Here is a 14676-nt window from a genome sequence, read left to right as displayed (position 1 = left end):
CTACATGTTGCGGATACGGATATAGCGCCTGATGTCCTTCATGTTCGCCAACACGCCGACCACCAATGCCGGTAACAAGAGGTACTTGAAGAATCCTTTCATGATGTCTCCCGCTTCAGTTATTTCACGCCGTATCCATCACATATCCGCGCACCCGGTATGTCAGGCCACCCGCGCGACGCGCTGCTCCAGCCTCGCCGTCACGAGCCGTACCACTACTTCAGCGGCCTGCTCCACCGCGGCCGCCACGGGCCGGCTTAAACTCATGCGCCCTTCTTCACCGTCTTCACCGCCGAAATCCTGCGGCTCGCAGCCGAGCACGACGATGTCCTCGCACCGGCCGCCAAGCATCCGCACGGTTTGCAGCACCTTGGCCGGGTCCATCTCGTGCGGCGACATCAGGATTGGCACGACGTAGGGATCTTCGCTCGCCGTCCCGCCCGACTCTTCGGTGGACGGCTCAATCACGTACAGCGTGCCGGGCGCGCCGCCGCGCTGCGTCGCGTCGATCAGGATCGCGCTGTCCACGCCGTCGAGCAGCGCGTAACAAAGATCGACGCCGCGAATGCCGAAGTCCGCGACGTTCACGCCCGCCGCGAATGCCGGCAGTTCACCTGCGGCCAGCTGCTCCTGCAAACGCCGCACCACTTCGACACCGAACCCGTCGTCGCCGAAAAACACATTGCCGATGCCGGCCACCAGAATCGTGCTCATACGAGCCCCCGCCGGGCGCCGGCAGCGTGACCGAGCGGCTCGACCTCGTCCGGTCCGAAGAAGAACCGATGGCCCGGCATGCGCTGCATGCCGAAGTCCTTGCCTGGATCGTCGTCGACGGTCACGGCGACATGCACGTGGTCGTCGAAATCGCGTTCGATCGATTCGATCGTCGCGACCATGCCGCTCAGCGCGATATCGAAGATGTCCGCGCGCCCGCGCGGACGCAAGCGCACCTGATCGCCGACGCGGATCTCCACGCCCGCGACCCGCACGCAGGCAAGCTGCGGCCGCGCGTCAAGTTCGGCCCATGGCGAGACGGGCACGGCGGTCTGCGTCGGAGAAATGGACGCGCCCACGCTCGCCGCGTCGAGCGCGCGCACCTGCCGCAAGGTGCCGTGCAGCTTCTGCATCTGCTCGGCGCCGAGCCCTTCGGTGCGCGCGAGCAACGCGCGAGCGCGCTCGTCGGTGGCGATCATTTCGCGCTTTTCTTCGTCCGTCATGGTGAGAATGCGCAGCGTGAGAATCTCGTCGATCTCGGTGGCGTCGAACAGATCGCCAGCGCTTTCGGGCGCGATCTGCGGGAAATCGTAGAGGATGATCGGCGAGGCAAGCATGGTGTCGGGCCGCTGTTCCTCGCCGACCAGCACCGGCCAAACGCCGATATTGCGGCACGCGGCCGACGCCGCCGCGAGGTCGTCGGGCGGATCGATCGACGAGACCCATGTGCCGCGCTCGACGGTCAGCACGGTGTGGCACGAGACCAACGCGTACAGCGACGCGGCGTCGCGCGTGAGGCTGCGCGCCTGATCGAGCGGCGTCTCATTGACGATGCGCACTTTCAGCCGATAGACCCCCGCTACCACGCTCGCCGCACTCACTTCGACGCGGCCTTGTAGCGCCGCGCGCGTACGTCGCAACGCGCCACGCAGCGCGCCGTGCCGATCCGCCAGCGGTTCGAGTTCGCTGCCCGCATCGAACGAAAAGGGAATATCTCGCGGCGCGTTCAGCAATTCGCCCAGCACCAGCACGGGCAGCGCGATATGCCGTTCAGCCGCTTCCTGCCACGGCGTATAGCGCCGTTCGTCGATATCGAGCAGGGACACCGTGCGCCACGCCGGGTCGCCCGACTCCGGCCGTACCGCGGCGTTCTCCGCTACGTCCAGCACCATGCGCTCGATCACCTGCAAGAAACCGGGCCGCACCGCCACGCGCGTGTGCTCGCTGCCGTGCAGCAGACACTCGCTCTGCGTTACCCAGGGATCGCTGCCGGACGCCTCCGCATAGGCACGCGGATAGACACCGCCGAAGGTCCAGCGTTGCCGGTTCTTCACCGAAGTCGGCCGGTACGGATACAGCATGTAGCCTTCGTACAGCACCGCCTGCACCACGCTCTCGACCGCGTTCACGATATGTCCTCCTCGAGCTTGTCGAGCAGGCTCGTGAGCGCCTGCTCCCAACTCGTCAGCCCCCCGCGGGTCTTAAAGCGCGAGAAGCGATCGAACACGTCGCGATGCAGGCATAACCATGCGCCGTTCGGGTAATAGCGCGCCATCATGTCGCGCCATAGCGCCACCGGCAGACGGTACGCCGCCTCCTTGTGCCACGGAATCGGCGCGGCCTGCAACGCGCCATCGGCCTCGCGATAGAACACCGTGCCGCTGAACTGCAGCATCAGCGGAATCTCCCCCTCCTCGAGTCCGTGAAAATATCTGGTCGCCGCCACATTAAAGTCGTAACTGCACGGCACGGGCAGATCGAGCGTGCATTCGCCGGTAAAGGGTGGCGCGACCGCCGACGCATGCGTCCACAGCATCGTGCGCAACGTATCGCCCCAACGTGGCGGAATGCCGAACAGATCCTCGAGCGCGTACTGCTCGGCGGGCGCGTAGCGGCGTTTCGCGGCCTCGATCTGAATCTGGCATTGCAGCGCGATGCTGGCGATCTCGCGGTGCGCCGACCTGTCCGCGGCCGTGTCCACGATATGCAGCTTGAACATCAGCAGCGGCGCCGCGGCAAACGGCACTACGTCCGCCGACTCGACGGCGAATCCGAGATCAGGCATGGAGCAAACCCTCCGGTACGCGGCCCTGGCTCTTCAGCGCACTGAAGAAACCATGAATCGTGTCCCAGACCTGCCGTCCGCCCGAGACGCCGCGCCAACGCGCGCGAATCGCGCCGGTCAACGCAAAACATTGATCGATCGGCACGCGGTAGTACTCGCGCGCGCCTTCGCTGCGGTTCACAAGCAGCGCTTCGACGTCGGGCTCCAGGTGCGCGAGCCACGCATTGTCGGCGACGAGTTCGGTCCACGCCTGCAGATCCAGCAGCGATTGCGTGCCGCCCGCCGGTCCGGGATACAGCGCGACAATACGTTGCGCTGAACTGTCGTGAAAGAAAAAAGCAATCTCGATGGGAATCGCCAGTGCATCCCACTGCGCGTCGCTCATGCGAAAGCCTTCGAGATAGCGCGCGTCGCGTGGCACCGGACGATAGCGCGCATTCTGCTGACTGCCGAACAACAATGCGCAGGCACGGCAGCAGCAATAAAGTTGGCGTTTGTCGATTTCGAACAGATGAGGATGATCGGCCAGCAGCAGCGCCCCGCACAACTCGCAGTGCGTGTCGTCGGCTTTGCGCACGAAATGGCGCACACCCGCGACCCAGCCGCGCGTCGTGGCGGTGGCGGGTGTCATTGCGCGCCGGCCTCGGTCCGGCTGGCTACCTCGGTGTGCTCGGTGTGCGCCTCGGTGCGCCCATTAGGCACGAAGCGCAGTTCATGCACGTTGACGTCCTGCAAACCGGCAATCTCGACGCGCATGGCCTCAGGCGCAGCCTCGAAAATGGCGAGTTCGATTTCCTGCCGCAATTCGCCGACCGAGTTGTGCTTGCCTTGCAAACGCCCGGCCACTTTTACGCGCACCGCTTCTTCCACGGCGTCCAGCAATTCGATCTGGATGCCTTGCACGCCGAGCAGCGGCCGCATCTTCTCCACCGCGCGAGACACGCGCGTCGGCAGATCTTGCGGATGCAAACCGTGCAACAGCAGCATCGCCGACACACCGGCGTCGCGTTCGAACGCCTCGACCATCGCACCGTCCATCGCCCGGGCGGACATGACGATCTCCAGCAGACGCGCGAGCCCGTTCGTATGCAAATCGAGCACCACCTGCAGCAGCTCCTGGGCGCTTTCGCGCGCGGGCGGATCGTCGAGCGCTTCCAGCGCCGCAATCAGTTCCTCGATGCGGTGTTGCTGGGCAGCGACCGCGCGCTGGTCGTTTGCTGGTGCGCTCACGTATGCGCTCCCTGCATCACGCCGAAGGTCGGCGAGTGTGAGGTGTCGATCGTCTTGCCGTTGCCCACATACATATGAACGCCGCACGGCAGGCATGGATCGAAGCTGCGCACCGCGCGCATGATGTCGATGCCCTTGAACTTGTCGGGGCCGTTCTCTTCAAAGATCGGCGTGTTCTGCACCGCGTCCTCATACGGTCCAGGCGTGCCGTAAATATCGCGCGGATTGGCATTCCAGGGCGTAGGCGGATACGGATGATAGTTGGCGATCTTGCCGTTGCGAATCACCAGGTGATGCGACAGCACCCCACGCACCGCTTCATGGAAACCGCAGCCAATGCCTTCTTCTGGCACCGTGAAATCGCTGAACGTGCGGGTGCGGCCCGCGTGCAATTCGGCGAGCGCCTGCTCGGCGAAATACAATGCCGCTGCCGCCGAATACGCCTGAAAATACGTGCGGGCGCGATCGCGTTCAAGTGCATTGCTCCACTTCGGTATTTTCCATTCGAATTCGACTTCAGGTTTGAGCGCGGTCTTCGGCAAATAGATCTTCACACTGTGACCGGTCGCCTTGATATAGCCAATGTCGACGAGTCCCGCCAACGCCGTGGACCACAAACGCGCTATCGGACCGCCGCCGGTATCGAGCGCGAGGTGATCGCCCGTGCGCTTGTCGAGCCAGCGCGGCGACATCACCCACGTATAGTTGCCGTCGAATTTGCGCTTCTGCGGATGCGGCAGCGTGGTCTGATTCCATGGATGCTTGCGATCCACCGCATTGCCGAGCGGGTCGTTCTTCACGAACGTTTCTTCGTGATCCCAGTCGTCGTAATAGGAACTGCCGAGCAGAATGCGAATGTTCAGGTTGATGTCGACGAGGTCGGTCGTGACCAGTTCGCCGTCCACCACCACGCCCGGTGTGACGAACATGCCGCGGCCCCATTGCGTCATGGTGTTGTAGTTGTAGTCGCACACGTTCGGGTCCTGGAACGAACCCCAGCAGCCGAGCAGAACACGGCGCCGGCCCACTTCCTCGTAACCGGGCAACGCCTCGTAGAAGAAGTCGAACAGATCGTCGTGCAGCGGCACGACCTTCTTCATGAACTCGACGTATTTCATCAAACGCGTGATGTAATCGGTAAAGAGCTGAATGGTCGGCACGGTGCCCACGCCGCCGGGATACAGCGTCGACGGATGCACGTGGCGCCCTTCCATCAGGCAGAACATTTCGCGCGTATAGCGGCTCACCATCAGCGTCTCGCGGTAGAACTCGCCGGTAAACGGATTGAGCGCGGTCATGATCTCCGCGATGGTTTGATAGCCGTGCTTGTCCGCGTGCGGCGCGGGCGTTTTTTGCGCCTTGTCCCACACGCCCGGATTGGTCTCCCTGACCATCTTCTCGCAGAAGTCCACGCCCACCAGGTTGTCCTGGAAGATGTTGTGATCGAACATGTATTCGGCCGCTTCGCCAAGATTGACGATCCACTCGGCGATCGCCGGCGGCTTCACGCCGTAGGCCATGTTCTGCGCATAGACTGAGCAGGTCGCGTGGTTGTCGCCGCAGATGCCGCAGATCCGGCTCGTGATGAAATGGGCGTCGCGCGGATCCTTGCCCTTCATGAAAATGCTATAGCCGCGAAAGATCGACGACGTGCTATAGCACTCCGCCACCCGGCGGTTCGCAAAATCGATCTTGGTGTAAATCCCCAGACTGCCGACGATCCGCGTAATCGGATCCCAGTTCATTTCGACCAGCTTGCCCGGCGCTGCCTGCGTGCTGCCGGTCGCTTCAGGTGCGGTACTGATGGCCATGACCTTCTCCTGCTGACAATGCTGACGACACTGACAACGCGAATTCCGCCCGCTCAGCGACGGTAACCGGTGGTGAGTTCCGAACGGTTGTGACGCCATTTCGGCTCATCGTTGAGCGTGTTCCTGGTCAGCTTGCGCAGGCTGCGAATCAGCGGGCCATAGCTCTTGATCAGATTGGACGACAGCACCGCGCCGGGCGGCTCTTCCATGAACGGCATGAACTTGTCCGGGAAGCCCGGCATCGTGCAGCCGATGCAGATACCACCCACGTTCGGGCAGCCACCGATACCCGCCATCCAGCCGCGTTTGGGCACATTGCATTGCACGACCGGTCCCCAGCAACCGAGCTTGACGATGCAATTCGGGCTGCCGTATTCGGTCGCGAAGATCGCCTGCTCGTACGAACCCGCACGATCGCAACCGTCGTGCACGGTGCGGGTGAACAGCCACTTCGGCCGCAACGCGTCGTCGAGTGGAATCATGGGCGCGAGGCCCGCGAGTTGATACAGCAGATAGAGCAGGGTCTCCATGAAGTTGTCCGGCTGCACCGGACATCCCGGCACGTTGACGATCGGCAGGCCCGCCTTCGACTTCCAGTCCCAGCCGAGATAGTCGGCAAGACCCATGCAACCGGTTGGGTTGCCCTGCATGGCGTGAATGCCGCCATACGTCGCGCACGTGCCCGCGCCGACCACCGCCAGTGCGCGCGGCGCGAGCCGGTCGAGCCATTGCGGAATCGTGATCGGGTCGCCCGTATCGGGGTCGGTGCCCAAGGCGGCCCAATAGCCCTCGCGATTGATACGCTCATTGGGAATCGAGCCTTCCATCACCAGCACGAAGTTGTCCAGCTCGCCACGCGCGGCCTGATGAAACGGTTTGAGAAACTCGTCGCCGTTTTCATACGCCAGCACGGGATTGTGTAAATGGACCTTCGGCAAGCCGGGAATCGCGCCGAGAATCACGTCCTCGATACTTGGCTGGGTGGCAGCGGTAATGGATACCGAATCACCGTCGCAGCCGAGGCCCGCGGTTATCCAGATGATGTGCACTTCCGTGAGAGCCGGCGCGTGCTGAGTCTTGCGCCCATAGGGGACGTTGTCTGCTTCTGCCATGATCTGTCTCCACTGCGTTCACGTTCTTTTAGACAAGCAAAGATACGTGGCGAACGCCGCACGGCAGTCACGTGTCCAGCAATCGATCGAAATGATTTCCGCGTGGGGGGCGGCTAAAAGGATCGGATTGGCTGCATGTTTTCGTTTGAATGGTGCCCACCGCAATGAGCCCGAAAAACTTTTTCGAGTATAGGTCAGCGATACGAAATAACCCAGTTTTCACCGCTTATTCAGGAAACTACGCGCACCGCGATAAAGGCATCCCACACGCCCTATTCAATTCTCTGACGATAGCCCTTAAGGCTACGCTGAAGAAGCCACCGTTTTCGCCGACAGCTTGATGCTGAATTTCGGAACGTGAGATCAGCGATTCGACTGGTTCGATTTCCCGGCCCTGAAGGGCCTGGCAAGCGGGACTCTCGACCCATTTCGGCTGCTTATGGACGCACCTGTGCCATCAGCCGCGTGCGGCTCATGTAGATGTTGGCCAGCGCGAGTGCAGTAAAGGCACGCGTGGCGTTCTTCGCGAGGCCGCGATAGCGCACCTTGCCGAAGCCCCACAGCCGCTTGACCACCGCAAAGACGTGTTCGACCCGGGCACGAATCTTCGACTTGTTGCGGTTTTTCGAGCGCCTGGTTTCATCGACTGCACCACTGCGATTGCGCACACGCTGGTTGGTGAAGTCCTTCGCTTTCGGCGCCTTGCTGGCGATGAGTTCTTTCTGGCTCGCATAGGCGCTGTCACCGTACACACGCCGCTCGTCGCCGTGCAGCAGCGCCGGCAGCGGATGCTTGTCATGCACGTTTGCCGCCGTCACTACCGCGCTGTGTGCCAGTCCCGTCTGGCTATCCACACCGATGTGCAGCTTCATGCCGAAGTACCACTGCTGACCCTTCCTCGTCTGATGCATTTCGGGGTCTCGTGCCTTGTCCGCATTCTTCGTGGAACTGGGCGCACCGATGATGGTGGCATCCACGATCGTGCCGGTGCCAACCTTCAGCCCATGCCCTTGCAGTACTTCGCCGACCTTGGAGAACAACTGCTCGCCGAGCTTGTTGCGCTCCAGCAGCCGGCGAAACTTCAACAGCGTCGTGCCATCGGGAACCCGCTCGCGCCCCAGGTCAATCCCGACGAATCGCCGCAATGCGGTGCTGTCCAGCAGCGCCTCCTCGCACGCTTCATCGGCCAGGTTGAACCAGTGCTGCACAAAGTGCATGCGCAGCATGCGCTCCAGACCCACTGGCGGGCGACCGCCTTGACCCTTCGGATAGTACGGCTCGACAACCTCGCACAGTTGCGCCCACGGCACGATCTGCTCCATCGTCTCAAGGAACACATCGCGTTTGGTTGGCCGACGGTACTGTTCAAATCCGGCGCCTTGATCGGCCGCCATCGCAAGGGTCTGTTGTTTCATGCACATCTAACGATTGAACGCCCAATGCCGTTGACCTTTTTCAGCGTAGCCTTAAGGGTTTGGTCAAAACAGATCGGCCATTGCGTTGTAATCAGGAATGGATCTCTATCTCCCCGATTCGCTGCCATTTGTAAACCGCCACGGACAATAGCCAGGCGGCCGCGAATACGCCGATAATCGCATAGCCGAGCATGCCGAAGTTATCGTTGAGAACCGCCACTGCCCGCCAGAATCCGCCATTCAGATGCAGGTGGTCGGCCACCAGCCCCAAGCCTTCGATACTGCCGACCAGCAGCGCCACCAGCACCGACATTGCCGTGATGGTGAGGTTGTAGTAGAGCTTGCGGACCGGCCTCACGAAGGCCCACCCGTAAGCGCCCAGCATGAGGATGCTGTCGGTGGTGTCGATCAGCGTCATGCCCGCCGTAAACAGCACCGGAAACACGAGGATCGACCAGATCGACATGCCTTGCGCGGCGCCCGCCGCGGCAATGCCGAGCAGGCCGACTTCGGTCGCGGTATCGAAACCGAGGCCGAAGAGGAAGCCTAGCGGGTACATGTGCCAGCTTCGTGTGATCAGACGAAACAGCGGCCGGAAAATGCGCGCGAGAAAACCACGATTGGCGAGCAACATGTCGAGATCTTCGTCGACGTACGGCTCGCCGCGGCGCACGCGCCGAAAGGCGCGCAGCACGGAGCGCAGCACGACGAGGTTCAGCAGCGCGATGGCGAACAGGAAAAACGTCGACACGAGCGTACCGATCATCGCGCCCGTCCCCCTGAATCCGCTTAGCCGGGTTTGCAAGGCCATGGCGGTGACGGCGATGCCGAGCGTCGCCAGAACGACAATGGTGGAGTGGCCGAGCGAGAACATCAGTCCTGCGGTCAGCGGACGCTGGCCGGCCTGCATGAGCTTGCGCGTGACGTTGTCGATGGCGGCGATGTGGTCCGCGTCCACGGCGTGCCGCAACCCGAACGAATAGGCCAGCAAACAGGAGCCCATCAGCAGCGGATAGCCGCGAAACGCCGTGAAGGCCGCGAGCCATGCGGCGAGATTGAAGGTCAGTAGTAATGCGTAGAGCCACACGATCTGCCGGCGCTGATGGCCGGGTGTCGCAGCGGGGAGCGCCTTCACCATCTCCGTCATGTGTTCTTCTCCTCGAAGGCGAAGGGCGGCTGCGTTGCACAGCCAGGCGCTCGATGCGTCTTTTCGATAATAGACCTTTTCGCACGCAGCGCCATCTGTCGATGGATGACGCAGCGCATCACCGCTTCAGACTACCTTACGTCGAACGCGCAGTCGCGAGGGCGTGGCACGCACCAGCTTGAGCCGCACTATCTAATAGGGAGCGCGTCCGGCGCGCTGCCGCCCAACTCGCGACTGTGGCAGCTGGAAACGATCGGGTGATCGTGCATGGCAATCGTCCGAAAATTGGCCTGCTGGCATCGCAAAGCGCTCATTCCGGCTTTATCAAGTTAATGACGCCAGTAGATAACTTCCCGATAAACCAGGTTATCCTTATTAGTTGACAATGGAGGCGCTTAAACCTGCCCGGCGCTGCCAGGCCGATAGGCGTGCAAGAGATCGGTCAGCGACTTCTTCAACAGCATCGCCGCGACCTGCTCATCGCGCCAGGTGCTGGGCGGTCACTATTGCAGTCCTTTGCGGCAACTCAAAAAGAAGGATTCAAAGAATGCCGGCGAACAGCAGAACCCCGACGGCGATCATCGCCGCACCGGCCGTGCGCGCTAGAACGGCGCCTGCTGGCCCGATCTTTTCCAGCAAAACAAACAGCGCTAGCGCCGCCACCCAGACAAGATTCATCACCCCTACAACGAACAGGACGCACATCAGCGCCCAGCAACACCCGAGGCAGTACGCGCCATGACGCATTCCCATCTGCAGCGCACCAGACGTCCCATCGCGCCAGCGAGTCATTAGAAACCCGAGCGGACTTTGGCAGTGCATGAGACATGCTCGCTTGAACGGCGTCAATTGGTACAGGCCAGCCGCGCAAAGAATCGCACCGCCCACCTGTGGGCTTGCCGCCCCCAGCTCCGGTGACAGCAGCGCGGCATGGTGCAGTGCCCACTGCGCAAGTGTCGCGCACGCGCTGAAGCCAATCCACACGGCCAGGTAACCCGAGGCGAACATCAGAACGATGAACGGCGCCCTGCCTCCGCCCCGCCGGGCATGTGCCCCCGCGAAAAGAAGCAATACAGGGATCGCCGATCCAGCCATCATGCCCACCATCATGACGACCCACATTGCAAACGTGAAAAAAACGTCGGCGGTCGTCCATGGCGCCGCCATCGACATGCCCATCTCCATCATCATTTTGTCGTGTTGTCTTGCCGACAACATCTGATGATCGAGATAGAAGAGATATACCCACGACAGCGTCGTGACCGCGGCAACGCAACCCAGAATGAGAACGCGTTCGCGCCTTGAGAGGCTCGCGACCGAGCCAGGACCGGGTGCGCGAGAAGAGGTAGCCAGCTTACGCACCTTGCCAGGAAAAGGGCGCATATTGACCGTTGTTCTGACCACTGACGTCATCCCACTCAAAGCCGAGCGCGCGGACGTGACTGCGCGAGGCATGAGCCAGTGCCACGCGGTCGGCGGCCGGATGACCGGTGTTATCCAGATGGAGCGGCTCGGTTGCGTTCGGATTAATGCCCATCGCACCTTCAGCGGCCATGTCGACGAATTGCGGGGATGTGACAGACCACTTCGTCCCATTGCGGTCGAAGCGAATCGCCGCGGACTCGACCCCGACAAACGATCCAACGAGCGGCGATAGCGCCGCCATCGGTCCACCTGCCGCGCCGCTGGTAATAGCCGTTATCGCGTCGCGCTGCTCCGTGCTGGCCCGCTCATCGACAATAAGGCCCACGGACCAGTTCCCCTTAGCCATTGCTTCTGGAGTCAATCCGAGGACAATGAACCCGAGGCCGTCGAGGGAAACCGCTTCGTGCTGGCCGCGATCGATCTGGAATGCCATGGCAAACGTGCATGAGCCCTTGCTCGGTCTGACTGCCATTTGTCCGGGCAGGCATGGGCAGACAAAATCGCAACTGCACGTCTCGTAGTATTGACCGCTGATCTTCCAGGTTGGGGTTGCCATCATCATCTCCATGTCACTCCAGCTGCAGCGCACCAAGCTGCATCGAAATGCTGAAGGGCGGAACGGGCCCGCTTGCGTTTGTCCTCGACGAGAACGAAGGTGGTGCTAATCCTGACTCAGGTCAGAACGTCGGCAGGCTCAACGTTGAATATAGGCATAAATGGGTGAAAGGCTAGCTCATTGTTTTAGCGCTCGCCGTGTCCCGGTTTCGATCGGGCCGACCCGATCATGTTCGTCGGATTCTTCAGAGATTGTTTACTTGTTTGAACTGTTCATTCGACCTCGAGCGTTCCTGGAGGTCTCGCGCCTATTGCGGCAAACTGTTCGTGCGCCTGAAATCGCGACTGGTGCTCGCCGGCTGTAGACTCCCGCGATCCTCGAAGACGGTATATGGAGTGCGACAGAGTGGATCTTCACAACCTGGCTGTTCGATTTTCCCCGCTGCGCCTAAGATTGCCGCAAGTGCAATAAAAGGAGCAGGCACATGGACGGGTTTGGTACCGACACACTCTTCGCCGGTTCGATCCCCGAGCTTTATGACAGGTACCTCGTTCCGCTGATCTTCGAACCCTACGCCGCCGATCTCGCGAACCGGGTGGCGGTTCTCAAGCCATCACGCGTGCTCGAGACCGCCGCCGGCACAGGTGTCGTGACCCGCGCGCTGGCGTACGCATTGCCCATGCATGTTGACCTGGTTGCGACCGACCTGAATCAGCCCATGCTCGATCGTGCCGCGGCAATCGGCACCTCAAGGCCGGTGAAGTGGCAACAGGCAGACGCAGCCCGGTTGCCGTTCGACGACGCGAGTTTCGACGTCGTCGTCTGCCAGTTCGGGGTCATGTTCTTTCCGGACAAAGCGCTCGCGTTTTGCGAAGCCCGGCGCGTACTTCGGCACGGCGGCGTGCTCATGTTCAACGTCTGGGATCGGATCGAGGAAAACGAGTTTGCCGATACCATCACGGCGGCGCTTGCTGCTCTGTTCCCCACGGATCCACCACTTTTCATGGTGCGCACGCCGCACGGCTATTTCGACCCACAAGTGATTTCACGCGACCTCGCGGAGGCGGGTTTCAGTGCGGCGCCGCGCTTCGAGACTATCGTGGCGCGTAGCCGCGCGGCATCGGCTCGCGAGCCAGCCGTCGCCTATTGCCAGGGAACGCCCTTGCGCAACGAGATTGAGGCCCGTTCCGGTGCAAGCGTTGACGACGCCACGTCAGCGTCCGCCGCTGCGATTGCCGAGCGATTCGGCGCGGGACCGGTAGACGGAAAGATCCAGGCGTACGTGGTCATCGCGCAGCGTTGACAAACCTGGCATCGCCGCGGCGTCTGGAGGCCAGGGTCGACCCCTTTGAGTCGCCCAGAAGCTCATTCCTGCTGTCCGCTCCCGCGGAAGCACGAGACGCTCGCCGACAGCCCTTCGGTCCGCACTCCTTCACAGGAACGTCGGCGATGACGTCTGCCACCACGGAAAGAGACGCTGTCTCGACAGGCTCGATAGTAGCGACGAGCCTCGTCGCCAGACCGGCATGGCGTTCCAATATATGGTGATTCGAGCGCACGATCAGAGTACGGCACGCGTTGGCAGCGCCGTTCGTCAATCGTCGGGGCTGCCGATTACCACATTCCCGCTCATTTCTGCTCTGAAATCTGCACTAGCGCGTCAATTGCGATTCCGTAGCCCTTCACCCCCAATCCGACGACAATGCCGCGCGCCGCGGGTGAAATATAGGAATGGTGGCGGAACGATTCCCGAGCATGGACGTTCGAGATGTGCAACTCGATCAGCGTCACGTTGGCGCCCTTGATCGCGTCGTGCAAAGCCACCGACGTGTGCGTGAACGCACCTGGATTCATCACAACGCCGAGCATATTGCCCGCGGCGATCTCGCGCCCGGCTTCGTGGATCCAGTCGATCAGAAAGCCCTCATGGTTCGATTGACGACATTCCACTTCTACACCCAGCCGTTCGCCCGCTTCCTTGCACAACTGCTCGACGGTTGCGAGCGTGTCGTAGCCATACTGCGCAGGTTCGCGCTGACCGAGCAGGTTGAGATTGGGCCCATTGAGCACGAGTACTTTTTTCATCATTCCACCTCGATTGGTTACTGTTTGATCTGTGAAACTGCGCGTAACTCTTCAGGCGTGGCCGTACCGAATCCGAAGAACTCCAGATAGGCGGGAATCATTTCATACAGCATGTCCGTGCCCACCTGCACCGGACAGCCCTTGTCTTTCGCCGCCCGCAGCAAGGGCGTGTATTCCGCTTTCATCACGACTTCGCCGACGAACGTAGTCGGCGCGATACGATCGACGTCGAACGGAATCGGATCGCCGTCCTTCATGCCGAGCGGCGTCGCGTTCACGATCAGATCGAAACCGGCCGGGTCTTTCGATCCGGTACTCACGCGAAGCGCCGGATAATGCTCACGCAGCCGGCCGGCGAGCGCCTCGACCGACTGCGTCGCCGTGTCGAACAAGGCCATTTCCGCCACGCCCGCGCCGGCAAGCGATGCAGCGATCGCTGATCCGACACCGCCGCTGCCAAGTACCAGCACGCGCGCACCCGTCAGCTCGCGGCCCTTGCGCTGCACGCCCCGCACGAAGCCTGCACCGTCGAACTGGTCGCCCAGCAGCGTGCCGTCTTCGCGTTTGAGGATCGCGTTGCATGCCCCCGCGATGCGGGCAGTCGGCGTCATCTCGTCAACAAGGCCAGTGGTCGTAACCTTATGCGGCATGGTGACGAGCGCGCCGCGGATGTTGGTCAGGCGAAACAGCAGAGGCAGCAATGCCTTGTAGTCGTCCGCCAGTACGCCCATCGGCACCACAACCGCGTCGATACCGTTCTTGTCGAACCAGGGGTTGTAGATCAATGGGGCTTTGAAACCCTCCGTCGGATAGCCGAGGTGGGCAATAAGGGTAGTCTTTCCGCTGATCATTGCTGCACTCCTTCAGGTATGCGGGATTCAGGCATCGATCTCGACACGTCGCACCTCGCCCACAATGAATATGTATGACAGTGCTCCGATTAGCGCCGCGCCGCCAACATATGCCAGCGCTTAGAGTTGATCATCGTGCCCGCGGCGGGCAACGCGAGGACGACAAAGCGCGTGCGGGAGTGCCGTGCCGCAGGGGCTCCCGCGCTCGCCGCTATTCCATGTGTTGAGCGTTGCATGTTCGTCTCCTAACTCATGAAAACGAGTT

16 protein-coding genes are annotated in these 14676 nt (G+C 61.7%); 1 reads left to right on the top strand and 15 read right to left on the bottom strand.

The window, feature by feature from the left end; translation table 11 throughout:
- The 12 genes from P0D84_RS24455 to P0D84_RS24400 form a co-directional block, all read right to left on the bottom strand.
- A complete protein-coding gene (locus tag P0D84_RS24455; protein ID WP_408341196.1) occupies nucleotides 1-102 on the bottom strand; it encodes a DUF6893 family small protein in 102 nt (33 codons plus the stop codon).
- Nucleotides 103-162: 60 nt separating this feature from the next.
- Complete coding sequence (locus P0D84_RS24450) at nucleotides 163-714, bottom strand: hydrogenase maturation protease (protein ID WP_408341194.1); 552 nt, start codon at nucleotides 712-714, stop codon at nucleotides 163-165.
- Nucleotides 711-2123 carry a hypothetical protein gene (locus tag P0D84_RS24445; protein WP_408341192.1) on the bottom strand — a complete coding sequence of 471 codons (1413 nt, stop codon included), beginning with the start codon at nucleotides 2121-2123 and terminating at the stop codon, nucleotides 711-713. The genes P0D84_RS24450 and P0D84_RS24445 overlap by 4 nt, the downstream gene beginning before the upstream one ends.
- Nucleotides 2120-2779 carry a DUF6084 family protein gene (locus P0D84_RS24440; protein ID WP_408341190.1) on the bottom strand — a complete coding sequence of 220 codons (660 nt, stop codon included), beginning with the start codon at nucleotides 2777-2779 and terminating at the stop codon, nucleotides 2120-2122. Before P0D84_RS24440 ends, P0D84_RS24445 begins: the two co-directional genes overlap by 4 nt.
- Nucleotides 2772-3410 carry a DUF5947 family protein gene (locus P0D84_RS24435; RefSeq protein WP_408341188.1) on the bottom strand — a complete coding sequence of 213 codons (639 nt, stop codon included), beginning with the start codon at nucleotides 3408-3410 and terminating at the stop codon, nucleotides 2772-2774. The genes P0D84_RS24440 and P0D84_RS24435 overlap by 8 nt, the downstream gene beginning before the upstream one ends.
- Nucleotides 3407-4009 carry a NifU-related iron-sulfur-binding protein gene (locus tag P0D84_RS24430; protein ID WP_408341186.1) on the bottom strand — a complete coding sequence of 201 codons (603 nt, stop codon included), beginning with the start codon at nucleotides 4007-4009 and terminating at the stop codon, nucleotides 3407-3409. Before P0D84_RS24430 ends, P0D84_RS24435 begins: the two co-directional genes overlap by 4 nt.
- Complete coding sequence (locus tag P0D84_RS24425) at nucleotides 4006-5820, bottom strand: nickel-dependent hydrogenase large subunit (protein WP_408341184.1); 1815 nt, start codon at nucleotides 5818-5820, stop codon at nucleotides 4006-4008. Before P0D84_RS24425 ends, P0D84_RS24430 begins: the two co-directional genes overlap by 4 nt.
- Before the next feature lie 53 nt (nucleotides 5821-5873).
- Complete coding sequence (locus P0D84_RS24420) at nucleotides 5874-6932, bottom strand: NADH-quinone oxidoreductase subunit B family protein (RefSeq protein WP_408341182.1); 1059 nt, start codon at nucleotides 6930-6932, stop codon at nucleotides 5874-5876.
- 437 nt (nucleotides 6933-7369) lie between these two features.
- Complete coding sequence (locus P0D84_RS24415; protein WP_408341180.1) at nucleotides 7370-8347, bottom strand: IS5 family transposase; 978 nt, start codon at nucleotides 8345-8347, stop codon at nucleotides 7370-7372.
- A 91-nt stretch (nucleotides 8348-8438) separates the two neighbouring features.
- A complete protein-coding gene (locus P0D84_RS24410) occupies nucleotides 8439-9494 on the bottom strand; it encodes a HoxN/HupN/NixA family nickel/cobalt transporter (RefSeq protein ID WP_408341178.1) in 1056 nt (351 codons plus the stop codon).
- 540 nt (nucleotides 9495-10034) lie between these two features.
- A complete protein-coding gene (locus P0D84_RS24405) occupies nucleotides 10035-10877 on the bottom strand; it encodes a DUF2182 domain-containing protein (protein WP_408341176.1) in 843 nt (280 codons plus the stop codon).
- Nucleotides 10849-11487 carry a DUF1326 domain-containing protein gene (locus P0D84_RS24400; RefSeq protein ID WP_408341174.1) on the bottom strand — a complete coding sequence of 213 codons (639 nt, stop codon included), beginning with the start codon at nucleotides 11485-11487 and terminating at the stop codon, nucleotides 10849-10851. Before P0D84_RS24400 ends, P0D84_RS24405 begins: the two co-directional genes overlap by 29 nt.
- A gap of 472 nt (nucleotides 11488-11959) precedes the next feature.
- On the opposite strand from P0D84_RS24400, the gene P0D84_RS24395 reads away from it, so the two are divergent.
- Nucleotides 11960-12778 carry a class I SAM-dependent methyltransferase gene (locus P0D84_RS24395; protein ID WP_408341172.1) on the top strand — a complete coding sequence of 273 codons (819 nt, stop codon included), beginning with the start codon at nucleotides 11960-11962 and terminating at the stop codon, nucleotides 12776-12778.
- Nucleotides 12779-13104: 326 nt separating this feature from the next.
- Here P0D84_RS24395 and aroQ read toward each other — a convergent pair whose 3' ends face one another.
- The 3 genes from aroQ to P0D84_RS24380 form a co-directional block, all read right to left on the bottom strand.
- Nucleotides 13105-13560 (bottom strand): type II 3-dehydroquinate dehydratase, encoded by a 456-nt coding sequence (gene aroQ, locus P0D84_RS24390; RefSeq protein ID WP_408345954.1) that lies wholly within the window; start codon nucleotides 13558-13560, stop codon nucleotides 13105-13107.
- A 17-nt stretch (nucleotides 13561-13577) separates the two neighbouring features.
- The gene (locus P0D84_RS24385; protein ID WP_408341170.1) at nucleotides 13578-14411 is read right to left on the bottom strand and encodes a shikimate dehydrogenase family protein; all 834 of its coding nucleotides are present in this window, start codon (nucleotides 14409-14411) and stop codon (nucleotides 13578-13580) included.
- Between the two features lie 89 nt (nucleotides 14412-14500).
- On the bottom strand, nucleotides 14501-14647 hold the full coding sequence (locus tag P0D84_RS24380) for a hypothetical protein (protein WP_408341168.1): 147 nt from the start codon (nucleotides 14645-14647) through the stop codon (nucleotides 14501-14503).
- Between the last annotated feature and the right edge of the window lie 29 nt (nucleotides 14648-14676).

This window comes from Paraburkholderia sp. RL17-337-BIB-A (genome assembly GCF_046025895.1).
Lineage (GTDB): Bacteria > Pseudomonadota > Gammaproteobacteria > Burkholderiales > Burkholderiaceae > Paraburkholderia > Paraburkholderia fungorum_C.
The sequence above is the reverse complement of the archived record's forward strand: the minus strand, read 5'-3'. Positions and strand labels throughout refer to the sequence as shown.